Source organism: Pedobacter sp. UBA5917 (assembly GCF_002432345.1).
Lineage (GTDB): Bacteria > Bacteroidota > Bacteroidia > Sphingobacteriales > Sphingobacteriaceae > Pedobacter.
This window is the reverse complement of sequence record NZ_DJDT01000074.1, coordinates 1-25,105: the sequence shown is the minus strand read 5'-3', so window position 1 is coordinate 25,105 and position 25,105 is coordinate 1. Positions and strand designations below refer to the sequence as shown.

The window sequence follows — 25,105 nt, the reverse complement described above, 5'->3', positions numbered from 1 at the left end:
ATCTTCTGGGGCGACCGCAAGGGTCGCCCCGACGTCTTTTAAAACAATGATGCCATGCATGTGATTGGGCATGATTTGAAAAACATCGAGTTCGAAATTAGGAAACCTGTCAGATAAATTGATCCATTCATTGTAAGCGATAGTTCCTGATTGATTTAATATCATTTCATTACCTTCAACTTTCCCAAATCTATGTATCCTATCTTCACAGCAGATTGTGATAAAATAGGCACCTGCTTTTGAATAATCATAACCCTTTAACCTGATCGATCTCCGATGATGTATTAAAGGATTATATTTCATATGATATTCGGGATGTTAAACTACTCTCGTACCCTTACATACTTACTCATGGTATTGATGTAGTTATCATCAAAAGTAACAGCGGTAATTTCTTTATATTTTATCTTTGTTGGTTCCTCGTCTAAATAACCAGCGGGATCGAAGCTTAAAATTTGAAGGCTTCTTTCTTTTACTTTTATGATTTCTCCGATCTTAAAAAAGAAAAGCTCGTCGTTTTCATTTTCTACTGCACAATTTAAATTGGCCTGTTTTATCGAAGTGAAAATGCTTTTACAGTTTTCGAGATCGATCTGGTGAGGGATTTTAATCAGTTCTTTCTGACCTTCCTGTTCCATAATTTCATCAAAAAACTGATCATAATCGTTGTTTCTGATTTTTACTATCGAACTTATAGGAAATATCTTGTATCCGTTAAAAACAAAATCATCATTCTCTATAATCAGTACAAAATCAAATGAATGATCTAATATATAACCATGGGAAAGCTCGTATGATTTGTTGCCAACATCTCTTTTAATTTTGACATAGTTTTTCTCTGACTGATGTTTTTGTATTTTTTCAAAAATGGTCATATCAATTCTTTTAAGCTTCCGGATTCGCCAATTTACTATGCTTGTATCCATAGGCAAAATAAACCACCAGGCCAACTACCAACCAGATACCAAAACCAATCCAATTAGAGATACCGAGCTCGCACATCATGTATAAACAACTGATTAATCCTAAAACCGGGATTAATGATAGGTTTTTGGTGATGCAGTAAAAGCTGATGATTACACAAATTATCAGAAAGATCCACATCGGGATTTTGTGTTTAAACAAGCCCCAGCCGCTTTCGTATTTCTTTTCAACCGAAACTTTTGAGGCTGAAATGAATTGCTCGTAGCGGTCAGCAGGTAAAGCGCTCAGATAAGATTCTGCATCAACTTTTTCAGCTAAAATGATCTGCGGTGCTGCATTTTTAACAATTTCTTCTTTTACGATTTTTAGTTCATCGCCACTTAAAGAAGTAACAAAAGTTACCGTTTGGATGGTTTTGGGCGAATTGAAAAAGAAAGCCTTGGTTTCTTTGCCATATTGTGTAAATGCAAAAACGATGGCTGCTATAAAAGCAATCGGCACGATAAATTTGCTGTTTACATAAGGGATTTTAAACTTTCCACGCTGTACATCGGGCCTGTTCTGTAACACTAAAACACCTGCACAAACCAGTACAAAAGCAAATAAAGTACCGATAGAACAAAGATCGGTAACAATGGTGAGGTTCATGAACAATGATGGAACAGCCACTACAAAACCAACCACAATGGTTGCAAATGAAGGCGTTTTATATTTTGGGTGGATTTTTGAAAATGATTTCGGTAATAGTCCGTCCCTGCTCATGCTCATCCAGATACGCGGTTGTCCCATCTGGAAAACCAAAAGTACGCTCGCCATTGCAAAAACAGCACTAACGGCAATAATACCACTCATTAATTTTAAGTCAATCTGGTCGAAAACAAAAGCCAGTGGATCGCCAACCGCTAAGGTATCAGATTTAACAATACCTGTTAATACCAGTGCAATAGCAACATAAAGAATGGTACAGATGATGATTGCCCACATCATGCCACGTGGTAAATCGCGCTGTGGATTTTTACATTCCTCAGCGGTTGTAGAAATGGCATCGAAACCGATATAGGCAAAAAACACTGCCGAAACACCTTTTAAAATACCCGAAACACCGTTTGGAGCAAATGGATTCCAGTTTTTGGTATCAACGTAAAATATACCTACAGCCAAAACCAAAAGTATTACGGCCAGTTTTACCACCACCATCGCATTGCTGGCATTACGGCTTTCTTTCATGCCACGGTAAATTAACCAGGTAATTAAAATGATAATCCCTAAAGCCGGAATATCTGCCACGAGGTGAAAACCCCCAATTTGTGGTGCGGTAAGCCAGGCATTGTTAGCCAAAGCCGTAGCTGGATCTAAAGCCGAAAGGCTTTTTCCTGCCGCTAAAAGTGCTTCGGCATGTTTATGTCCGTTATAGGCACTTAGGTAATCCATGGTCATCCAATCGGGCACATGGATGCCATCTATGCCGAGAAAAGGTATTTTTATCGTGGAGAGTAGCCCTGTAAAGTAATCAGACCATGATATGGCCACAGTGATGTTCCCGATGGAGTATTCCATTATGAGCGACCAACCGATAATCCAGGCAACCAGTTCGCCGAAAGCCACGTAAGAATAAGTGTAGGCACTACCCGAAACCGGAACCATGGAGGCAAATTCTGCATAGGCAAAGGCCGCAAAACTACAGGCAACGGCAGTAAAAATAAATAAAAAAATTACGGCCGGACCGCCATCGGCGCTTGCCTTACCAATCGTACTAAAAATACCAGCACCAATAATTGCTGCAATGCCAAAGGCGGTTAAATCGCGGACACCTAATGTTTTATGAAGTGTATTTTCGTGGTCGCCATAACCTTTTGCTGCATCTTGTAATATCTTGGAAATGGATTTCTTTCTGAATAGCTTTTCGAACATCTTTTATTTGATTGTTTCTTCAAACTTATAAAAAGTTTGGCTAAAAACGTTTAAAGCCGCATATAATTTTCATTACAGGTTATTTAGGGTACAAAATGCGTTTAAAAATTGATGAATTATTGATTTTAAGTCAAAAACTGTAATTATTTGGCTTGAATAAGCCTTTGTTTGATTCGCATAATTTTAGCGCTTTAGATATTGTTAATTTTGCCCCGGTCAATCAATCAGATAATGGATAGCGCTAAAAACCTTGTTTGATTAGAATATTAAATACAATTAGGGTATCATCATGAATGCAAATACAGCACCAATAAAATATATTAAAGAACGTAACCAGGGCATTGCCACTTTATTGGCTTTTGCACTACTCCCGATTTCGGGGTTTGCCACCGATATTTATATCCCTTCTCTGCCCGATATGGCAGGGGCCATAAACGTAAGTAATGTTCAGGTTCAGCTTACTTTAAGTATCTTCCTGATCAGTTATGGCGTATCGCAACTGTTTATCGGTAGTGTGCTCGATAGTTTCGGACGTTATAAAATCTGCCTTTATGCTTTATTAATTTTTGCTGCAGCGAGTATTGTTATTGCCACAAGTCATAACATTTATCTCATTTATTTCATGCGTGTAATTCATGGGGTTACCGTTGGGGCCATTGTAGTAGCAAAACGAGCATATTTTGTCGATCTGTTTGAAGGCGATCAGTTAAAACATTATTTAAGTCTTTTTTCCATCATCTGGAGCACCGGCCCCATTGTTGCACCATTTATCGGTGGTTATCTGCAAACTGCTTTTGGCTGGGAATCTAATTTTTATTTTTTAGCCGGATTTGCTGTTGTTTTTGCCTTATTGGAAATGATATTCAGTGGCGAAACTTTAAGGCATTTTACTGATTTCCAGCTCAAAAAAATTACCGCTATTTATGGCGAAATGATTAAAACCACCAGTTTTACCTTAGGAATTGTAATGTTGGGTTTGGCTTATTGTATGGTGATGGTTTACAATATGACAGGACCATTTATCATCGAGCACCACCTAAATTTTTCGCCGGTTGTGGCAGGTTATAGTTCGCTGTTTTTGGGTTTCGCCTGGATGGTTGGGGGCTTTATCGGTAAAGCAACTATTAATAAACCCTTCTTTAAAAGATTAATGATCAATTCGCTATTGCAGGTTGCTTTTGTCGTATTGATGATATTGAGTTTAAATTTTATTGCTAACCTATGGTCGCTTATTTTCTTTGCTTTTATTATCCATGTTGGGGCGGGTTATACTTTTAACAACTACTTTACTTTCTGTTTAAGCAAGTTCCCGAAAAATGCGGGCATTGCAGGTGGTTTAACCGGAGGTTTTACCTACGTAATTGTTTCTTTTTTGAGTTACGGTGTGGTAAACCTGATCCCGGCCAAAGATGAACGTAACCTGAGCCACAGTTACCTGATCATGATTCTGTTATCGGTTCTGGTGATGTTTATCATCTCAAGGATCAGGCAAAAAAACGAAGCATAAAGCTTATTTAATACGTCCTTCTTCGTCGGTTACGCTGGTTTTACGCTCACGGGTGCCCTTAATGCTGCTGCTGCCAAAAATATAGTTTAAACTGAGTCTGTACACCCTGGTTTCCTGTTTTTGGGTAAGGTTATAATCCAGACCGGAAAGTGCACTGCTGATCCTTGCTTTTCTGGTATTTAAAACATCGTTGGCTGCAAGTTTAACATTAAGCTTTTTATCGAAGAACGATTTTTTAAGTCCAAAGTCTATTCCGTAGTAAGGTTTAATGGCATAAGTACCATAAATCTGCGATGAAGCATACTCGCCCGAAAGTTCTGCCGCAGTTGATGGACTAAGGGTAAAGGTGTGACTGCTGTTGATCATAAAATTCACTTTTTTCCTATCGTAAGCACCATTGTTTAAATTTGTGGTTTTGATCTGGTTATAAGTACTGGTAAACGTGTTGTCCATGCTCCAGAATTTGGTAACCGTGGTAGGGTAGCCGATAGTTAAATCATAAGCATATTGTTTATCAAGATTTTGAACGGTTTGATAAAGCGTTTTCTTCTCGTTTTCAGGTAACAATACATCGATTATCAGATTATTGGTGATGCTGTAACCCAACGAAATATTTAATGCCTTTTTGTAATTGTAAGATAGCTGAAAAGCGTTGGTGTACTGTGGGTTAAGAAAAGGATTGCCCTGGCTAAAAGTATACAAATCAACAAAATATACAAATGGATTTAGCGATTTATAATCAGGACGGTCGATCCTTCTGTTATAGGAAAAGCCCATCTCATTATTCGGATTTAAGGTTTGATTGAGGCTAAAACTTGGGAAAAAATCAAAATAACTGCGTTTTACAATTTTGTTGTCGTTAATGGAGTTGCCTTTGGAATTGGTTTGTTCCATTCTTAAGCCAATTTCAATGTTGGTTGATTTAAATTCGTGTTTTAGGCTACCGTATGCTGCATTGATGTTTTCGTCGTAAATAAAATGATTGCTTCTGCTTACATCGTTCTTCCAATCCGTCCCGATCTGGTTTTCGAACTGAAAATCGTTATCGGTACTTACCCAACTGCTTTTTAAGCCCATATCTAATTTCGTACTTGCGTTTAAGGGGAGGGTATAGTCAATTTTTGCAGCCCTGATTTTGATAAAAGATGGTGTAGCATTCCTGAAAATAGCAGGCGATTTATACTTTGTTCCGTTCTGATCGAAAAAGAAATTCTGGTAAAGCGTGTTTTCTTCGCTGTGATATTTCGCATAATCCAGATCGAAAGAAAGTTCCTGCCCGAGGGTATCTATAACACTTTTATAATTGAGATTGTAGGCCTGGTTACGGTATTTGTTCTTTGCAGGATTATTGGCAATAATCGAGGAATCGGCCTTTGTGAAATTTTGTCCGATGGCTGTACCGCCATTTGATAAATCGTGACCGTTGTTAAAATAACCTGTGGTTAAGAAACCAAGCGTGTTTTGTCCATTAATAAAATAGTCGATCCCTGCCTTGTAATTATTGTTATGTATAGACCTGACCTGTGTATTGTATTGGTGAAAATAAGTATCCTGACCATCGCCTTTCGCAATCCTTAAAATATCCAGGTTTTCGCTCGCTTTATTGTTATTGTTCGCAAAACTTCCAAAAACGTTCAGGTTTTTATTGCGGTGATTGATGGATAGCCCTGCATCACTTTTCGGATTTTTCCCGTAGCCGAAACCTAAATCTATGCTTCCATTTGTGCCATAATTAGCATTCTTTTTCAGCTTAAAATTGATGATACCCGCATTGCCTTCTGCATCGTATTTTGAGGATGGACTTGTGATCAGTTCAATCGTTTTAATTTCGTTACCATTTAATGATCGCAGTCGCGTGGCCAGCTGCTCGGCCGATAAATAGGTCGATTTTCCATCAATCAGCACATTTACGCCCGATTTCCCCTTAATACTGATTGCCCCGTCCTGATTGACAGATACGCCCGGCATTTTAGATAAGATTTCGAGTGCTGTATTTCCGGTTGCAACAATACTGTTTTCAACATTCATTACCGTTTTATCGTTATGGCGTTCTATTAAGGGCTTACGACCGGTTATTGCCACACTTTCGAGCTCTTTTACCTCCTGATTAAGGTTAAAGCTTAAATCCATATTGGTTTTGCCAAATGGCGTTTCAAAAGTTTCTCTTAACGTTTGATAGCCAACAGCATTAACCACAACCAAAAATTTACCGGTGGGGAAGTTTTCCAACACGTAGCTTCCTTCCTGATTGCTGGTAGTGGTTTTAAAAAATGTAGTATCTGCCAGGCTTGTAAATTTTAGATTGGCCGAAACCTTGATGCCATCTTTTGTAATTACTGTACCCGTAATGCGGGTTTTTGTAGTCTGTGCAGATACCACATTCAAAAATAATAGTGAGAGTGTAAAATTTAGCGCAAATATTTTCATTGTTAATCAGGATGTAATGATTGGTTTTTCCTTTTATCTGAAGAGGAATTAAACGAAACTAAATCATTAGGCGCATTATACGCTGATTTTTAACAATGTTTAACCCAATTAACATTTTTTTACAGTTGGTTTAATAGTTCATTGGTCATTTGTTCATTGGTTGGGCAAAGCGCCCATGATCTAGTGTCTTTCTAGCGCAAGTCTTAGCTAGAGGCATTGTGAGGTAGGGTAAATTGTGTTTTCCGAATGAACTTTTTTTAATATGTCGATTGTAATGAGGGCGAAAAATCAGTGTTTCCGTGGCAAAAAAAAGCGAGGTCTTAGCGGGACGCTAAGACCAGATAAGCATCTTTCAGCAAAATAGACCCTGAAATAAATTCAGGGTGACGAACTTTTTTAAATACAAACAAAAAAGTCGTGGCAAATACCACGACTTCCAATTTATTTAACTGTGAGGGAAAAACCTTCAACCTTTGGCCCTCCACCTTCCACCTTATCTTAACCCAATTTTTCCAGTTCCGATTTTACAAAAGCGGCCAGTTCTTTTACATATTCTGCACTGAAATCAAATTTGATACCTGCAGTTTCATATATTTCATTCATTGGTTTCGTATAACCCAACGAAAGTGCTGCAAGGTATTGATCTAGTGCTTTTTCAGGATTTTCTTTATAGTTTTTCCAAACGGCAATGGCACCTAATTGTGCAATGGCATATTCGATATAATAAAAAGGAACTTCGAACAGGTGAAGTTGTTTTTGCCAGCCGTTACCGAACTGCTGATCTAAATCTGTCCAATCAGCGAAACCTGCGCCAAAACGGTTATAAATCTGCTTAAAGGTTTCCTCACGGTCGGCAGCGGTATGTGTAGGATTAGTATAAATCCAATGCTGAAACTGATCGATTACGGCAACCCATGGCAAAGTTTTTAAAACATCGGCCAATTGCTCTTTTTTTGCACGGTTTAAATCTTCCTCATTGTCGAAATACAGATCCCATTTATCCATAGAGATCAATTCCATACTCATTGAGGCCAGTTCGGCAACTTCAGAAGGGCAGTGTTTAAAATCATTCAGTTCTAAACCCGCAGTTAAAAAAGTATGGATAGCATGTCCGCCTTCGTGCACCATGGTGGTTAAATCGCGCAGTGAGTTTGCCGAGTTCATAAAAATAAACGGTGCGCCGGTTTCGGCCAAAGGGTAGTTGTAGCCGCCCGGTGCTTTACCTTTTCTGCTCTCAACATCAAAAAGGTTGTTGGCTTTCATGGTAGCCAGTTTTTCGCCCAGTTTTTGGTCGATGGCATTAAAACAGGCAATACTTTTATCAATCAGTTCTTCGCCATTATTAAACGGCTTTAAAGCTGGTTTGCCACTAACACTTACTTCCAGATCCCATGGTTTTAATAACTCTAAACCCAAAGCTTCACGGCGTTTTTCGGCCTGTTCTTTTAAAATAGGAACAATTTCTTTTTCAATTGCATTGGCAAAATCGTAACAATCCTGCGGGGTATAATCGAAACGGCCCAAAGCCTGGAACATGTAATCGCGGTAATTTTCGAAACCTGCATTTAGCGCCACCTGGTTACGTAGTTTAATCAGTTCATCAAATAAGATATTTAAGTCGTCTTTATCAACCAATCGGCGTTGCTGGATGGTTTTCCATGCATTTTCGCGTACCTCACGGTTTAAATCCTTGATAAAAATCGACGCCTGCTCCAAAGTATATTCCTGCCCGTTAATTTCCACACTCATCGCACCGGTAGTACTTTGGTATTTCTGTTGTTTTACCTGCAGTTCGGTAAAAAGTTCGATATTTTCATCGCGGTAAAGCTCCAAAGCTTTTTTAATTGCACGGCTGTAAACAAAATATTTTTCTTTATCCAGATCATCCATAAACGGACTATCCACAAATTTTTTATTCAGCTCGTTGGCCAAAGGAGAAATTTTTGGCTCTATTTCCGTTGCAAAATACTGGAAATTTTTAACGAGTTCTTCATTGGCCGTATCGCAGCTCATTTTAATATAGCGCCAGGCAAAATCTTCTTCCAAAGCAGCTTCCAGCTCCGAGCGGTCTTTTAACCATTGCTCCAATTCGGTGGCGTTGGTTATTTCGCGCTGCTGTAATTCGGTAAAAAGTGGTTCTAAATTTTCCCAGGTAATGGTCAATTCCTGAGGGATATATGTTCTAGGTTTTTTAGTTATCATAATATATTTAATTATTGAATTAGGGAATGATGGAATTATTGAATGTTTGCCATTTTCTCATTCAAAATTCAATCATTCATTCATTATTTGTGTCTCAAATAGGCGTCTATCAAAAAGCAAACGGCAAATATTACCGATGCATAACCATTTAAGGTTTGAAAAGCCCTGTTTACCTTGCTGATATCGTTCGGTTTAACCAATAAATGCTGATAGACTAACATTGAGCAGAAAAACACAATACCTACGTAATAAACCCAGCTGAAAGATGTAAAGAACACCGGTAAAATTACACAGGTAGCCGATAGTATGTGCAACAGCACCGAAACATTTAAAGCATTTTTAATGCCAAGTGCAGATGGAATGGAATGTAATTTTTCTTCGCGGTCAAATTCTTCGTCCTGTAAAGCATAGATGATATCAAAGCCACTTACCCAAAAAAGTACAGTTAACGAATATAAAACGGGAACCAGGGCAAAATGTCCGGTAACGGCAATATAAGCACCGATAGGGGCAAGGCTAAGGCCTAAGCCCAATACCAAATGGCACAATGCCGTAAACCTTTTAGTATAGCTGTAAAATAAAACCACAAACAATGCTACTGGCGATAAATAGAAACAAAGTGGGTTAATAAAATAAGTGGCTATGGCAAAAAGTACACAGTTGGCAATCACGAAAATTAACGCTTCGTTTGCCGAAACCTTGCCTGCGGGGATATCCCTCATTTTGGTGCGCGGGTTCTTCGCATCAATATTCCGATCAAGATAACGGTTAAAGGCCATGGCCGAGTTACGGGCAAAAACCATGCAGAGCAGAACCAGAATCAGTTTATACCACGAGAATGGATTTTCTGTAGTGGTTACGCCCAAAAAAAAGCCGATCATGGCAAATGGAAGCGCAAAAACAGAGTGGGCGAATAATACGAGTGAAAAGTATTTTTTCATTTTTTTAGAAAAGGTTAACTGTATAAATTGGTTAACTGGTTAATTGCTTTATTGCAGGATTGTTATATTGCTAACTGCAAATTGCCTACTGTGAACTGATTATGGTTAACTGGTTAATTGTTTACCCTTCGACTACGCTCAGGAGGTTAACTGTGTTAGTTGCATCATGCTATCTACTACTAAACTATGAACTATTGACCATGATCCATGACAAATAAACCAGTGGCTAATGAACCAATTAAAACTTCTTATATTCTTTCGGTACAACAAAATCCTTATTTACCTCGTAGATAAAGTTCAAAACCTCATCTTTTCCAACAGCTTTTTCGGCAGAAGTAATAAATGTTGCAGGGATTTCCTCAAAAAACTCACCTAACTTTTTCTTAAAAGCGGCAACATTTTTCTGGGTGGTGGTCATGCCCTGTTTATCAGCCTTGGTAAAAATCAGCGAAAAGGGAATCTGTTTCTCGCCTAACCAGTAGCAAAATTCAATATCAATCTGTTGAGGTTCTAAACGGCTATCAATCAGTACAAAAACACATTGTAAGCTCTCTCTTTTGGTAATATAAGCGCGGATAAATTTTTCCCACTTCTCTCTGCTGGTTTTCGAAACCTTGGCATAACCATAACCCGGCAAATCGACAATATACCAGGCATCGTTAATCAAAAAATGGTTAATCAGCTGGGTTTTACCAGGGCGCTGAGAAGTTTTTGCCAATCCATGCTGGTTAACCAACATATTGATCAGTGAAGATTTACCCACGTTAGAGCGGCCGATAAACGCATATTCGGGCATTAATGGCGCCGGCAGGGCCGAAACCTGGGTGTTGCTGCAAACAAATGTTGCCGTTTTGATAATCATGGTACAAAGGTAGGGTTTTGAGTCCGAAGTCCGAAGTCGGAAGTCTGAAGTCCAAATTGATAATCTTTTCCAGGTTTAATTTTTGACAATTGGCTGAATACTTTGCACCAACACTTCGGACTTCGGACTAAAGACTCCCGACTTTTTCTCTATCTTTGCCACATATCATGAATCAGAATATCACCCCATACCAAGTAGAAGATGCAACTAAAAAAGAGCAGGTTGCAACCATGTTCAATAATATTTCGGGCACTTACGATTTCTTAAACCATTTCCTTTCTTTAGGCATTGATGTATTGTGGCGCAAGAAAGCGATTAAGGAGCTGGTTTCTATCCAGCCAAGGATTATGCTTGATGTGGCCACCGGAACGGGCGATTTTGCTTTTGAGGCCATTAAAAAACTTCATCCCGAAAAGGTGATCGGTGTTGATATTTCTGAAGGCATGCTCGAAGTGGCCAAAAAGAAAATCAATGAGCGTAACCTGAATGAAACTTTTACTGTTCAGGTTGGCGATTCGGAAGGACTGCATTTCGAAGATAATACTTTCGATGCCATTACCTGTGCCTATGGCGTACGTAATTTCGAAAACCTGGAAAAAGGATTGACCGATATGTACCGCGTGTTAAAACCAAACGGTAAAATGGTGATCCTGGAGTTCTCAAAACCCAGGGTATTTCCGGTTAAACAATTGTACAGTTTCTATTTTAAACAGGTAACACCTTTCTTTGGGAAACTGTTTTCTAAAGACCACAGGGCTTATACTTACCTGCCCGAATCGGTAGCTGCTTTCCCTGATGGAGAAGATTTTACCAAACTGATGGAAAAAATCGGTTTCAAAAGTACCAAACAGCGAATTTTAACGTTTGGAATAAGTTCGATATATACCGGAACCAAATGATCAAAAAATTAAGCCTCATTCTTTCTCTCTTCGCTGTATCTGCAACTGCATTTGCCCAAAACTGGGGCGGTGGTATAGATGATGAGGATTGGAGTTTTGGTTTTAATTTTCAATATATATCTGCCGAATACAAGATCCTTAAAAAGCAGAATTGGCGCGATCAGTTTTACGAGGTGCCAAATTCTTTAGGGGTTTCTTACGATCCGGCTTCCGGTTTGCCAGTAACTTCAAAGTTAAATGCCATTTACAGTACGCCTTCGCAGGGTTTCGGATTGGGTTTTGTAATGAACAGAATGATATCCGATAACTTTGATATCCGGGCAACCCCCTCACTTATTTTTAGTGATAGGACGGTGACTTACGAATATGAGCCAATGGCACCGATTAATTTAGGGAACGGGCAGACCAAAAATTTCCAGACAGTGGTTGAGCGGAAAGTACAGGCTACGATGTTCGAATTTCCACTGGGGATAAAAGTAAAATCGAACCGGTTGAACAATTTAAGGGTTTATTGGCTTGGAGGTGCAAAATACTCAATTGATATAGCTTCGAAGAAAAAAACCTTCGATGAAGGTGAAAGTCCGGTAAACAAATTGTTAAAAAATCAACGCAACTACCTTTCCTACGAAACAGGTATAGGCTTCGATATTTACTTCGAATATTTTAAAATGTCGCCCGAAATTAAGCTATCTTATTCAAAAAACGATCTCTTGCAGCGCGATAATACGGTTTACGCCAATCCGATAGATAAGTTGAAATTACGTCAATTAACATTCAGTTTGATTTTTCAATAAGCTTACAATTCAAAAAAACTTACCTTTGTTGATGTGGATGAGGCCTAAAGGTGTTAGCTTTGGTTTCGCACAACTTAAAATTCATAAACATGTCTAAAATCGCATTAATTACAGGCGCAACTTCTGGTATTGGCGAAGCTTGTGCACATACATTCGCCCAACAGGGTTATAATCTGGTGTTATTGGCCCGCCGGGGAGACCGCTTAGCTAAAATTGCCCACCATCTGGAAGATAAATATGCCATCACCATTAAACAGGTATTGGCGGATGTTCGCGATAAGGATAGCCTTACCACCACTCTGGAAGTTTTGCCTGCCGAATGGAAAAAGGTAGATGTATTGGTAAACAATGCGGGTTTAAGTCAGGGTTTAGATCCCATTGATAAAGGAGATACCAGCGATTGGGATACCATGATCGATACCAATGTTAAAGGGTTGCTTTATGTAACCAAAATTGTTTCGAACTGGATGATCCCGAATCAATCCGGCCACATCATCAATATTGGTTCTATTGCCGGTAAAGAAGTTTATCCAAATGGAAACGTATATTGTGCCAGTAAACATGCGGTAGATGCTTTAACCAAAGGTATGCGTATCGATTTGCTTAACCATAATATAAAAGTTACCGCAATTAATCCGGGCATGGTAGAAACCGAATTTTCGGTGGTGCGTTTTAAAGGTGATGAAGAACGTGCGAAAAAGGTATATGAAAATTTTGAACCTTTAATTGCTGATGATATTGCAGATGCCATCTGGTATGTGGTAAGCAGACCCAAACATGTAAACATTAACGATATGCTGATTATGCCAACTGCACAGGCAACAGCAACAATTATTAATAAAGGTTAATTGTTTAAATTGTATAAACTGGTTAACTGTTTTGCGTAACGCGACAAGCGTTTAGCGTAAAATGGGCAATTTGCTCTAACAATTTAGCAATCGAGCAATTAAACAATTATGCTCATAGAACGATTAACCGGTTTAAACAATTAACCAGTTAACCAACAAAAAACAACCAATAAATAGAAATGATATCAAACACTATAGATCAGGAAATAAAAAAAGCCATGCTGGCTAAAGATCAGGCAACTTTAAGAGGTTTAAGGGCAATAAAAGCTGCTTTGCTTTTAGCGCGTACAGAAAAAGGCCATGCGGAAGAAATTACGGAAGAAGCCGAAACCAAAATCCTTCAGAAACTGATTAAACAACGTCGCGAATCTGCCGATATTTATAAACAACAGAACCGGGAAGATTTGGCAGTGATAGAAGAAGAAGAACTGGAAGTAATTGGCCAATTTTTGCCAAAACAGTTGGATAGGGCAGAGGTAGCCGCAATTATTGAGGGCGTAATCAAACAATCTGGCGCCACATCGGTTAAAGATATGGGTAAGGTGATGGGCCTGGCAAATAAGGAACTGGCCGGTAAAGCCGATGGAAAATTAATCGCCGAGATTGTTAAGGAAAAGTTGGCTTAATTAAGGTAAAAGGTAGAGGGGGTAAATGGTTTAAGGCTAATTTATCGCCAGTCGCTTACCGCTCTACGCGTTGCAAATGAAGTTTTTATACCGTTTTCGATTTTATTTCAGAAAAATGGCATAGAAATGCATAAATTTAATTTTACTCTACTAACTTAGTAGCACAATACCATCTAAAATATATATGACTTACCCGATAATAGAAGAAGACGGATTTAAATACATCGAAGCTGGAAAAGGCGAGACACTGGTATTGCTGCACGGCCTAATGGGCGAATTGAGCAATTGGGAACTGGTTATCGAGCATTTTAAAGATCGCTACCATGTTATTATCCCGATTTTGCCCATTTACGATCTTCCAATTTTAACCCTTGGTGTAAAGGCACTCTCGAGGTACCTGCACCGTTTCTTAAAATATAAAAATTTAAACCAGGTGGTGCTTGTAGGCAATTCGCTTGGTGGCCATGTTGGTCTGGTATTTACCGTTGCACATCAGGAGTTTGTAAAAGCACTGGTGCTTACCGGAAGTTCTGGCTTATACGAAAACGCCTTCGGTGGTTCTTTCCCACGTAGGGAGAGTTACGATTATATCAAAGAAAAGGTAGAATTTACCTTTTACGATCCGGCAACGGCAACCAAAGAACTGGTTGACGATGTTTTTAAAACCGTTAACGACAGATCGAGGGTAATCAGGATCTTAACCATGGCCAAATCGGCTATCCGCCATAACATGGCCAAAGAACTTTCTAAAATTACCATCCCGGTTTCGTTGATCTGGGGAATGAACGATAAAGTTACACCGCCCGAAGTTGCAGAAGAATTTCACCAGTTATTGCCAAATTCGGAACTGAACTGGGTAGATAAATGCGGACATGCGCCTATGATGGAGCATCCCGAAATATTTAACACCTTTTTGGATAAATTTTTAGACAGAATATTATTGAAGTAATGTTTGCCGCAGAAATCATATCAGATGCAATTCCATCATTAAGAACCGTTGATACGGTGCAGAAAGCTTTAGATCGCATGAACGATTTTAAACTAAAGCATCTGCCGGTTGTTAACGAGGCTACTTTGTTGGGTTTGGTATCCGAAGATGACCTGTTGAACATTCATAACCACGATACACTTTTAAGCGATGCTGCGGTAAATATGCTCAATGTTTTTGTGCTCAATAACGCACATACCTATGATGTAATCAGGTTGTTGGGCCAGCTAAAACTTACTGCTGTACCTGTTCTCGATCAGCAGAAAAATTACCTGGGCTTAATTCCCATCAATAATATGGTTAATGCCATTGCAGAACAATATGCCGTAAACGAACCCGGAGGCATTATTGTGCTCGAAATCAGTAACCGCGACAATTCGCTTGCACACATTGCCCAGATCGTTGAGGCCGATAATGCGCAGGTGCTCTCTTCTTACGTAAATGCTTTCGAAGATTCTACACGTTTAGAAGTAACGCTCAAAGTAAATAAAACAGAAATTACTTCATTGGTAGCTTCTTTTGAACGATATGATTATCTGGTAAAAGAAGTATACAATAACACACAGATTGATGATGGGTCGCAGGAGCGTTACGATTCTTTCATGAATTACTTAAATGTATAAACCTACTTTATGAGGATTGCAATTTACGGGAGAGATTTTAATGATACGGTTTTGCCCTATGTACAGGAGGTTTTTGATCACCTGGCCGAGCATAACATCCAACCCGTTTTATATTCCAAATTTAAAACATCCCTGCACGGCAAAATCAAACTGCCTGGCAATACCATTATATTCCATAACCACGCCGAACTTAAAGACCATGCCGATGTATTGTTGAGTTTGGGCGGTGATGGTACTCTATTGGATACCTTATCACTGATCCGTAATTCGGGCATACCCGTAATCGGGATCAATTTTGGGCGTTTGGGTTTTCTGGCCAGTATCAACAAAAACGAAATCGGATCGGCATTAAAAGCTTTAAGCAAAGGTGAATATACTTTGGATTCGCGTTCGCTTTTAACCTTAGAATCAGACAATAGTTTATTTGGTGAAGAAAACTTTGCCCTCAACGATATCACCATCCACCGTCGCGATAACTCGGCTATGATGATTATCCACGCCTCCATGAATGATGAATTTATCAATTCGTACTGGGCCGATGGATTGATTATTGCCACGCCAACAGGTTCTACCGCATATTCGTTAAGCTGCGGCGGCCCTATCATTTATCCCGACTCTAAAAACTTTGTAATTACACCCATTGCACCGCATAATTTAAATGTGAGGCCCGTAGTGGTGCCTGATGGGAATAAACTCTCTTTTGAGGTGGAGGCCAGGGAATCGAAATTTCTCGTTTCATGCGATAGCCGCACCGTAACCGTAGAGCGATCGGTAAAAATCAGCATCAAAAAAGCAGATTTTTGCATAAATCTCATCCGCCTTAACAATGAAACCTACTTAAACACGTTAAGGAATAAATTATTATGGGGCATTGATACCCGTAACTACTAAGTATGACGCCAAACAAACCACTATTGCTTATCCTCTTTCTCATCTTTAGTGGAGGGCTTGTTCGTGCTCAGCGTGAGCCGATAGGCGAACCCTCCTGGGAAGTTGGGCTTATGGCAGGTGGTGCAGGTTATATCGGCGATCTTAATCAGAACAATTATTTAAAAATTAGTGGTTTATCTGGCGGTGCATATGTGAAACGTAATTTTAACCAATACCTGGGTTTACGTTTAAATTACACCTTGGGGCAGGTCAAAGCCGATGATGCAAATTCAGGCAATGAGCAGTTCCGCGAAAGAAACCTTCGTTTTAAAACTACCCTGAACGAATTCAGTGGAATAGTAGATTTTAATTTTTTTAATTTTAACCTGGGTGGCGGAACCCGGCAGTTTACGCCATACCTGTTTGCAGGCGCGGGTTTGGTTATTTTTAAACCAACCGTAAAAGTAGATGGCGATAGATACCGTTTAGATCGTTTAGCTACCGAAGGGCAGGAGAATGGCTATAAAAATGTTGTTTTAACCATTCCTTATGGGTTAGGATTGCGTTATAATTACAAAGATACCTGGAGCGTTTTTACCGAACTGGGTTACAGAACACCCTCTACCGATTATATTGATGATGTAAGCGGACGTTATCCGGTCAATCCCGTTTTCGTTGGAAATGGCCAGAATCAGGTTAATTTATCCGATCCTTCGGTTAACCAGATCGGAAAACCAGGTACCCAAAGAGGCGATTTTCGAAAAAGGGACACTTATCTATTTGTTAGTGTTGGCATATCTTTTACCTTTGTATCCTCAAAATGCTATTCCTTTTAAGCTGATTTTGACATAATTAATGGGATTTAAAGAACAAATAGACTATAGCCGCCTGCCAAAGCACATTGCAGTAATCATGGATGGCAATGGAAGATGGGCAAAAGGCCAGGGTAAAGTACGGGTTTTCGGACATGAGCAAGGTGTACTTTCGGTAAAAGATATTGTAGAAGGCTGTGTAGAAGTAGGTATCGAATACCTCACCTTATATGCGTTTTCTACCGAAAACTGGAACCGGCCAAAAGAAGAGGTAGATGCTTTGATGCAGATCCTGATTTCTACCATCAACAAAGAAACCGAAACACTTAATAAAAATAACATTAAGCTTAATGCGATCGGCAATATTGCATCATTACCGCAGGAGTGTATAGATGATTTGAAAGAAGCCATGGCAAAAACAGCCCATAACGAAAAATGTACACTAACCCTGGCATTGAGTTATAGTGCAAAATGGGAAATTGTAGAGGCTGCCAAAAAAATCGCATCAGCCGTAAAAGATAATAACCTATCGTTGGATGATATTGACGAAAACCTGTTTTCATCAAAGCTTACAACAGTAAATATGCCCGATCCTGAACTCATGATCAGAACCAGCGGCGAACACCGGATCAGTAATTACCTGCTCTGGCAGATGGCTTATACCGAGTTTTATTTTACCGATGTTTTATGGCCGGATTTCAGACGTGAGGATCTTTTTGAGGCTATTGTAGACTATCAAAAACGCGAGCGCCGTTTCGGAAAAATTAGCGAACAATTAAACTAATTTTTCTTTTAACACTTTTTAACAAGCGTTTAAACTAACTTAGCACCACTTTTATACGATAAATGAACCATAGTGAGGGAAACATAACAGAGAAAAATTTTGCTTTATAAAACCCTGTTACCCTATTGGCCATTACTGAACAAATAATTTTAATGAAAAAAATATTTCAAGTTTTAATTCTACTAGTTTTAGCCGCTCCGGCCTTCGCTCAAGTACGTCCACAAGGTCAGGCACCGGCAACCCCTTCTTTAAAGGTTGGTGGCTTAGATCTCGATTATTTTAGTCCAAAAGAATATATCATTGGTGGTACAACAGTAATAGGAACCCAATATTTAGATAAAGAAGTATTAATTACACTATCTAAATTAACCAAAGGCGATAAAATTGTTCTTCCCGGCGAAGCAACTTCTGATGCGATTAAAACCCTTTGGGCGCAGGGCCTGTTTGATGATGTTAAACTTAATATCGAAAAATTTGTTCAGGATTCTGTTTATTTCGAAATCGAGGTGGTAGAACGTCCGCGTTTAAGCTCTATCGATTTAAAAGGCATCCGTAAATCTGAAAAAACGGCCATTCAGGAAAAACTGAATGATAAAACAGGTAAAATCGTAAATGATAACCTATACAATACCACTTCGGCCATTGTTAAAAAGTACCTGCTGGATAAAGGTTTCTTCTTTACCAAAATCGATTACAAGACCCGTAAAGATCCGAATGCCGAAAACAGTGTAGTATTAGAGGCATACATTGATAAAGGCCACCGTGTTAAAGTACAGCACATCGATTTTACCGGAAATAAAGATTTTAAAGCAGCAAAACTCCGTAAATACCTTAAAAACCCTAAACAGTTTACCTGGTGGCGTTTCTGGGGCTCTGGAAAATTCGCAAAAGAGAAATACGAAGAGAACAAGGTAAAAATGATTGCTAAAATGCATGAAAAAGGTTACCGTGATGCCGAATTGTTAAAAGATACCATTTATCAGCACAACAATAAAAAGGTTAACATCAGGATGGATCTTTACGAAGGTAAAAAATATTATTTCGGTAATATTACCTGGGCCGGTAACGCCATTTACCCTGATAGTATTTTGCAGAAAGTATTAACCATCGAAAAAGGTGATGTGTTTAGTGAAGAAAGATTAAACAAAAAACTGAACGGTGGTGGAGAAAACGGTGGCGATATTAACAGTATGTATACCGATAACGGATATTTAACTTTTAACATCGATCCGGTACAGACCAAAATTTATGGCGATACCGTTGATGTGGAACTACGCATGTACGAAGGACCACAGTACACCAACAACCGCATTACCTTAAAAGGTAACACCATTACCAATGATAAAGTGGTATTGCGTGAGATCCGTACCAAACCGGGACAGAAATTTAACAAAAGTGACCTGATCCGTACCATCCGTGAGATTGGTCAGTTGGGTAACTTTGACGAATCTAAAACGGTTCCTACACCACGCCCTAACCCGGCTGATGGTACTGTGGATATTGAGTATGCAGTAGAAGAAAAACCTTCCGATCAGATCGAGTTATCAGGTGGTTTTGGTGGTGGCCGTATCATTGGTACATTGGGTTTAACCTTCAACAACTTCTCGTTACGTAACCTCTTTAATTTAAAAGCTTACAAACCTCTACCAAAAGGTGATGGACAGAAATTAAGTTTACGTGGACAAACCAACGGTAAATATTACCAATCGTATAGTTTCTCGTTCTCTCAACCATGGTTTGGTGGCGAAAAACCGGTAAGTTTCGGTGTAAGTGCATTTACTTCATTACAATCTAACGGTTTAAGCAGCGGCGATGCCCTTTTCCAGAAAATCCGTTTAAACGGTGTAACCGTAAGTTTGGGTAGAAGGTTAAACTGGCCGGATAACTATTTCCAGTTAACACATGCAGTAAGTTTACAACAGTATATCTTAAATAACTATAGCGGATATTTATTCAATACCGGTACCTCTTATAACTTAAACTTATCTCAGGAGATCAGTCGCGATTCGCGTGATTCGCCGATTTTCCCTAAATCAGGATCGTTCTTACGTTTTACCATTCAGGCAACACCACCATACTCGTTGTTTAACAAAGTAAACTATGCAACCGCATCTGATAAACAGAAATACCGTTTTACCGAATACCATAAATGGAAATTCGATTCGCAATGGTACCAACGTGTTGCCGGTAATTTAGTAATTAAAGCACAGGCACAGTTTGGTTTCTTAGGTTCGTATAACAAAGCAGTTGGTCAATCCGCATTCGAACGTTTCAAACTGGGTGGTGATGGTATGCAGGGATTCGATTTCTTACAGGGATCTGAGCTGATCGCGATGCGTGGTTATGCAAATAACGCTGTTATTCCTAACGGTGCCGATCCAAGTGTTGCACAGCAATCAGGTAGCCCTATCTATACTAAATATGTAATCGAGGCACGTTATCCGGTTATTGCAAGTCAGCAGGCTACAGCATTCGTACTGGCTTTTGCCGAGGGCGGTAATACCTGGAACAGGTTTGGCGATTTTAATCCGTTCAATATCAGAAGATCAGCTGGTATTGGTGCAAGGATCTTCTTACCGATATTTGGTTTACTGGGTATCGATTACGGACATGCATTTGATACGATCCCTGGATTATCAGATGGAGGAAAGCAGAACTTTACTTTTAGTATCGCACAACAATTAGGTGGATTTTAATTGATAAAGAGTAAAAAATTAACTAATTATGCAATAAATCATCGTAAGATGAGTTTAAACAAAGCTTAGGTTATTAACTGTATCATTAACACACACACAAATGAAACCATCAGGATTTTGCCTACTTGGCAATAAGAACATAAAATCATGATAGCTTCATCACCTTTAAAAAAACATTAACAGGATGAAAAAGTATCTTTTTATCGCATTTCTACTTTGCACTTCAATAGGTGCCTTTGCACAGAAGTTTGCTTATGTAGACACAGAGTATATTTTGAAACATTTGCCGGAATATAAATCTGCATTAAGCCAGCTGGATGTAGCCTCAAAACAATGGCAGCAACAGGTTGATCAGAATTTTTCTGAAATAGACAGGATGTATAAAGCTTATCAGGCCGATCAGGTTTTATTAACCGATGATATGCGCAAGCGCCGCGAAAACGAAATTATTGAAAAAGAAAAACAGGCGAAAGAATTTCAGCGTTCGAAGTTCGGTCCGGATGGCGATCTTTTTCAGAGCAGGATTAAATTAATTAAACCTATTCAGGATAAAGTTGCCGAAGCCATTAAACAGATCGCAAAATCTAAGTACCTGGATTTCATTTTCGACAAAAGCAGCGAAGCAACCATGATGATTTATGCAAGCAGCAGTTACGATGTCAGTAATGATGTGGTTGTAAAATTAGGTTACAAGCCGGGGACTGTAAATAATTAGTATATTCGCCCGGTATTTTTAGAAAAAACAATTAGAAAAAAATAAAAAAAGTAAAATAGAACGATGAGAAAGTTAATTAACGTATTCTTTGTAGCAGCAGGTTTATTGTTTACAGCGAATATGGCAAGTGCACAACAAAAATTGGGTCACATTAATTCTGAAGAGGTATTCGCAAACTTACCAGAGGCTAAAGCAGCTCAAACAACTTTAGAGACCTTAGGTAAACAAAAACAAGCTGATATTGATGCTATGATCAAAGAATATCAGACTAAATTGGCGGCTGCTCAGGCAAAAGAAAAAACTTTGAGCGAAGCTAACAAAGAAACAGTAGGTAAAGAGTTACAGGTTGCTGGTCAGGAATTACAGGATTTAGAAAAACGTATCACTGATGCACGTACCAAAGCTTCACAGGATATAGGTACTAAACAAGGCGAATTGTTCCAACCTATCCAGGCTAAAGTTGCAACTGCAATTTCTTCAGTAGCTAAAGAAAAAGGTTTGGCTTACGTTTTCGATATCGCAAACGGACAAGGTGGTAATAACCTGGTTTTCTGGGATGGTGGTGATGACATTACTGCTTCAGTTAAAACTAAATTAGGCATTACTGCAACTGCTGCAAAACCGGCTGCACCTAAGAAATAGTCTTTTAGTCCATAGTCTTGAGTCGAGAGTCTCAAGTCAATGAAAAATGATACAGCGGAATTAAGTCTAACTTAGTTCCGCTTTTTTGTTTTTAGAGGGTTTTAATGCTGTAAGGTTTAAAGGTTGGAATGTTCTGCTCCTGGTTCATTAAAACTTTCCAATGTTACAACATTTCAACCTTCCAACTAAGATTGCAACTTTACAACATTCAAACAAACATTCCAACTTCCCAACATCCGAACATTCCAACTAACATTGTAACTTTACAACATTCCAACTTTTCAACATCAACCCATGCAAAACTCTTCTCCCATAGGTATTTTCGATTCAGGTTATGGCGGTTTAACGGTTTTCCGTTCCATTGCCGATCAATTACCCGGTTATGATTACATTTATTTAGGAGATAATGCACGTTCGCCCTATGGCGATCATTCTTTCGATACCATTTATAAATACACTTTAGAGTGCGTAGAATGGCTTTTTGCGAAAGGATGCCAATTGGTAATCCTGGCCTGCAATACGGCCTCTGCAAAAGCTTTAAGAACAATCCAGCAGAAAGATCTTCCTGCTAAGTATCCCGGTAGGAGAGTGTTGGGCGTTATCAGGCCTACAGCCGAAGTAATCGATAGTTATACACAAAGCAAACAGGTTGGGGTAATGGGTACCAGGGGCACGGTTAATTCTCAGTCTTACCTGTTAGAAATCAATAAATTTTTCCCTGGGATCAAAGTTTATCAGCAGAGCTGCCCCATGTGGGTTCCATTGATCGAGAATAATGAACATTTACAATCAGGAGCCGATTTCTTCATCAACGAGTATTGCGATCAGTTATTGAATCAATCAGACGAAATCGACTGCGTGTTATTGGCCTGTACACACTACCCCTTGTTAATGCCCAAACTTAAAAAGGTATTTCCGGATCATATCAACATTTTAACACAGGGTGAGATTGTAGCGAATAGTTTGGTCGATTATTTGGAAAGACATCCGGAGATCGAAGAAAAACTGGCTAAACAGGGGAAAAGAGAATTCTATACCAGTGGCGATCCTGCAGCCTTTGATGAACATGCATCGATATTTTTTGGCGAAGCGCTGAAGTCGGGGAAGATGTAAGGGAGTTGGTTCAATAGTTCATTTGTCACCTCAGATTGCAAATTAGCTGTTATTGTTTTATTGTAGGATTGTTATATTGTTGACTGAATACAGTTTAATCGTTTAAACTGGTTAACTGTTTAACTGATGCAGCTTGTCTATTGGTCATTAGTTTATTGTTAACTGCCAACTTTCAGTTCATTCTACAAGTCCGTCATTGCGAACCGAAGGGTAGGGCTTGTAAGGGAGTGAAGCAATCTTTTTGTGTTAATTTGATTAGTCAGTTAATTGCTTAATTGTATGATTGTTAGATTGTTGACTGCAAATTGCCAACTGAAAACTGCCAATTGTGAACTGAACAATTTTATTGATATCAACAAGTTTACGCTAACCGCCACCCGCTCTACGCCAAAAATTACCCGAAACCAATGATTTAGTGCTGCCCATGGAGGCAAGGTTTCATATTAAATTACTCGATTTCGGTAATTAACCGATTTAAGACTAGGGACTGTAGACTTTGGACTGACAACAGTCCGCCAAGCAACTCCAAACTCCCAACTCAGCACTCCCAACTTAACTATTGCGGTAACTGCTCAACCCTAACCAGCACGGTGGGCGAAGACAGTGCTTCTAAAAATGCGACAACTGCATCTTTTTCTGCGATACTTAATTTAAGGCCTTTCAGTAGTTTATCGTTCTTTGGTAATAAAGGATCGTTAACCTGTTCGGGTTTTACGCGTTGTACGGGCATACCCACATTGTACATGTTCATTACGCCATCCATATCCGGAAATAAACCATTATGGAACCATGGAGCAGTTTTCATCACATTCCTTAGTCCAGGGGTTTTAAATTTGCCTACATCTTCCGGTTTTTTGGTTACGTTATACAAGCCCAGGTCTTCGTACTTACGGCCAAAATAGGTTAATCCATCGTTGTGGAATTCGTTATCGGTAAACAACGGTCCGTTATGGCAGTTGATGCAGCGGGCCTTGGTGCGGAACAAATGTAAACCCACGATCTGCTGATCGGTTAACGCTTTTTTATCATTAGCTAAAAAACGATCGAAAGGGGTTCTACGGCTTACAATACTGCGTTGAAAGGTGGCCAGACTTTCGAAAATCCTTTTATTGGTAATTTCTTTTGATCCAAATGCAGATTTGAAATAGGGTTGATAACCTTTAATTTTGCCAAGTTTTTTAGGCAGGGCTTTCATATCCTGGTGCATCTCGTTATGTGCCGCCACCGGACTTCTGGCCTGTTCTTCTAAACTGGTTGCACGGCCATCCCAAAACAGGCGTTTATAAAACCACACATTTTCTAACGATGGCGCATTGCGGATATTGGCCAAATGATCGTGCCCAATCGAAACCTGGCGTCCATCTGTCCAATGTAAATCCGGCGCATGGCAGCTTGAACATGAAATCTGGTTGGAACCCGATAAACGCGGATCAAAAAACAAAATTTTGCCCAGCTCCACCACGTTTTTTACCGAATCGTTTTTCAGGTTGACAGGAGAGGGTGGAAGTTGGCCCAGTTCCTGAAAAACCGCATCTTTATCTACTGTTGGTTTTGGCCATTGATCGGTAGGTTTCGAATAAACTTTGCGCAGGCTATCTATACTCAGTTCATCATCGTTGTTAAAATCTGCCGATTGAAATGAAAATAGGATTAATCCGGTGAGGAGAAGAGCAAGAAGGGCAAAAATTTTATTCATGGGTTAAAAATATAAATAACACAATTCAGCAAATGATTAGCTGAGCGTGGAAATGTTTTGTTGGATATTATAAGTACATATTTACACCAATGTGTAATATCGAACGGTTATTATTGGGTACAAACGTTGGGTTCAGATCACTTCTCAATTCCTGTTTTAATTGCTTGCGATAATCTAATTGAAAATATAGACCAAATTGTTGGTTTTTAATAAGCTTCGAAGAGC

21 protein-coding genes and 1 pseudogene are annotated in these 25,105 nt (G+C 39.2%); 14 read left to right on the top strand and 8 right to left on the bottom strand.

Annotation, left to right across the window (positions count from 1 at the left end; genetic code table 11):
* The 3 genes and pseudogenes from B2V92_RS04740 to B2V92_RS04730 all read right to left on the bottom strand — a co-directional run.
* Positions 1–303, bottom strand: a pseudogene (locus B2V92_RS04740) (hypothetical protein); the annotation flags it as partial.
* Positions 304–323: 20 nt separating this feature from the next.
* A complete protein-coding gene (locus B2V92_RS04735) occupies positions 324–875 on the bottom strand; it encodes a hypothetical protein (protein ID WP_293305168.1) in 552 nt (183 codons plus the stop codon).
* A 10-nt stretch (positions 876–885) separates the two neighbouring features.
* Positions 886–2,835: an amino acid permease gene (locus B2V92_RS04730; RefSeq protein ID WP_293305167.1), complete on the bottom strand. Its 1,950-nt coding sequence runs from the start codon at positions 2,833–2,835 to the stop codon at positions 886–888.
* A gap of 289 nt (positions 2,836–3,124) precedes the next feature.
* Here B2V92_RS04730 and B2V92_RS04725 point away from each other — a divergent pair, with 289 nt between their 5' ends.
* Positions 3,125–4,342, top strand: a complete 1,218-nt coding sequence (locus tag B2V92_RS04725; RefSeq protein WP_293305165.1) for an MFS transporter — start codon at positions 3,125–3,127, stop codon at positions 4,340–4,342.
* A gap of 3 nt (positions 4,343–4,345) precedes the next feature.
* Here the strand turns inward: B2V92_RS04725 and B2V92_RS04720 are convergent, their stop codons facing one another.
* The 4 genes from B2V92_RS04720 to yihA form a co-directional block, all read right to left on the bottom strand.
* Positions 4,346–6,769, bottom strand: coding sequence for an outer membrane beta-barrel protein (locus B2V92_RS04720; protein WP_293305163.1), 2,424 nt, complete (start codon positions 6,767–6,769; stop codon positions 4,346–4,348).
* A 498-nt stretch (positions 6,770–7,267) separates the two neighbouring features.
* Positions 7,268–8,971 carry a M3 family oligoendopeptidase gene (locus B2V92_RS04715; protein ID WP_293305162.1) on the bottom strand — a complete coding sequence of 568 codons (1,704 nt, stop codon included), beginning with the start codon at positions 8,969–8,971 and terminating at the stop codon, positions 7,268–7,270.
* A gap of 83 nt (positions 8,972–9,054) precedes the next feature.
* The gene (locus B2V92_RS04710) at positions 9,055–9,912 is read right to left on the bottom strand and encodes a UbiA-like polyprenyltransferase (RefSeq protein ID WP_293305161.1); all 858 of its coding nucleotides are present in this window, start codon (positions 9,910–9,912) and stop codon (positions 9,055–9,057) included.
* A gap of 238 nt (positions 9,913–10,150) precedes the next feature.
* Complete coding sequence (gene yihA / locus B2V92_RS04705) at positions 10,151–10,774, bottom strand: ribosome biogenesis GTP-binding protein YihA/YsxC (RefSeq protein ID WP_293305160.1); 624 nt, start codon at positions 10,772–10,774, stop codon at positions 10,151–10,153.
* Positions 10,775–10,941: 167 nt separating this feature from the next.
* On the opposite strand from yihA, the gene ubiE reads away from it, so the two are divergent.
* From ubiE to murI, 13 genes are all read left to right on the top strand, one after another.
* Entirely contained in the window at positions 10,942–11,673 is a 732-nt protein-coding gene (gene ubiE / locus B2V92_RS04700; protein WP_208643601.1) for a bifunctional demethylmenaquinone methyltransferase/2-methoxy-6-polyprenyl-1,4-benzoquinol methylase UbiE, read from the top strand.
* Complete coding sequence (locus B2V92_RS04695) at positions 11,670–12,467, top strand: outer membrane beta-barrel protein (protein WP_293305156.1); 798 nt, start codon at positions 11,670–11,672, stop codon at positions 12,465–12,467. The genes ubiE and B2V92_RS04695 overlap by 4 nt, the downstream gene beginning before the upstream one ends.
* 89 nt (positions 12,468–12,556) lie before the next feature.
* A complete protein-coding gene (locus tag B2V92_RS04690) occupies positions 12,557–13,315 on the top strand; it encodes an SDR family NAD(P)-dependent oxidoreductase (RefSeq protein WP_293305154.1) in 759 nt (252 codons plus the stop codon).
* 179 nt (positions 13,316–13,494) lie between these two features.
* The gene (locus tag B2V92_RS04685; protein WP_293305153.1) at positions 13,495–13,941 is read left to right on the top strand and encodes a GatB/YqeY domain-containing protein; all 447 of its coding nucleotides are present in this window, start codon (positions 13,495–13,497) and stop codon (positions 13,939–13,941) included.
* Between the two features lie 184 nt (positions 13,942–14,125).
* Positions 14,126–14,890, top strand: a complete 765-nt coding sequence (locus tag B2V92_RS04680; RefSeq protein WP_293305151.1) for an alpha/beta fold hydrolase — start codon at positions 14,126–14,128, stop codon at positions 14,888–14,890.
* Positions 14,890–15,552 (top strand): CBS domain-containing protein, encoded by a 663-nt coding sequence (locus tag B2V92_RS04675; RefSeq protein WP_293305150.1) that lies wholly within the window; start codon positions 14,890–14,892, stop codon positions 15,550–15,552. The genes B2V92_RS04680 and B2V92_RS04675 overlap by 1 nt, the downstream gene beginning before the upstream one ends.
* A gap of 9 nt (positions 15,553–15,561) precedes the next feature.
* Entirely contained in the window at positions 15,562–16,443 is an 882-nt protein-coding gene (locus B2V92_RS04670; RefSeq protein WP_293305149.1) for an NAD kinase, read from the top strand.
* A gap of 2 nt (positions 16,444–16,445) precedes the next feature.
* On the top strand, positions 16,446–17,258 hold the full coding sequence (locus tag B2V92_RS04665) for a DUF6089 family protein (protein WP_293305147.1): 813 nt from the start codon (positions 16,446–16,448) through the stop codon (positions 17,256–17,258).
* A 19-nt stretch (positions 17,259–17,277) separates the two neighbouring features.
* Positions 17,278–18,018: an isoprenyl transferase gene (locus B2V92_RS04660; RefSeq protein WP_293305145.1), complete on the top strand. Its 741-nt coding sequence runs from the start codon at positions 17,278–17,280 to the stop codon at positions 18,016–18,018.
* A gap of 152 nt (positions 18,019–18,170) precedes the next feature.
* Entirely contained in the window at positions 18,171–20,714 is a 2,544-nt protein-coding gene (gene bamA / locus B2V92_RS04655) for an outer membrane protein assembly factor BamA (protein ID WP_293305144.1), read from the top strand.
* A 184-nt stretch (positions 20,715–20,898) separates the two neighbouring features.
* Positions 20,899–21,429, top strand: a complete 531-nt coding sequence (locus B2V92_RS04650) for an OmpH family outer membrane protein (RefSeq protein ID WP_293305142.1) — start codon at positions 20,899–20,901, stop codon at positions 21,427–21,429.
* 63 nt (positions 21,430–21,492) lie between these two features.
* On the top strand, positions 21,493–22,071 hold the full coding sequence (locus B2V92_RS04645) for an OmpH family outer membrane protein (protein ID WP_293305141.1): 579 nt from the start codon (positions 21,493–21,495) through the stop codon (positions 22,069–22,071).
* Between the two features lie 294 nt (positions 22,072–22,365).
* Complete coding sequence (gene murI, locus B2V92_RS04640) at positions 22,366–23,184, top strand: glutamate racemase (RefSeq protein WP_293305139.1); 819 nt, start codon at positions 22,366–22,368, stop codon at positions 23,182–23,184.
* 556 nt (positions 23,185–23,740) lie between these two features.
* On the opposite strand, the gene B2V92_RS04635 is transcribed toward murI, so the two are convergent.
* Positions 23,741–24,880: a cytochrome-c peroxidase gene (locus tag B2V92_RS04635; RefSeq protein WP_293305138.1), complete on the bottom strand. Its 1,140-nt coding sequence runs from the start codon at positions 24,878–24,880 to the stop codon at positions 23,741–23,743.
* Positions 24,881–25,105 lie beyond the last annotated feature (225 nt).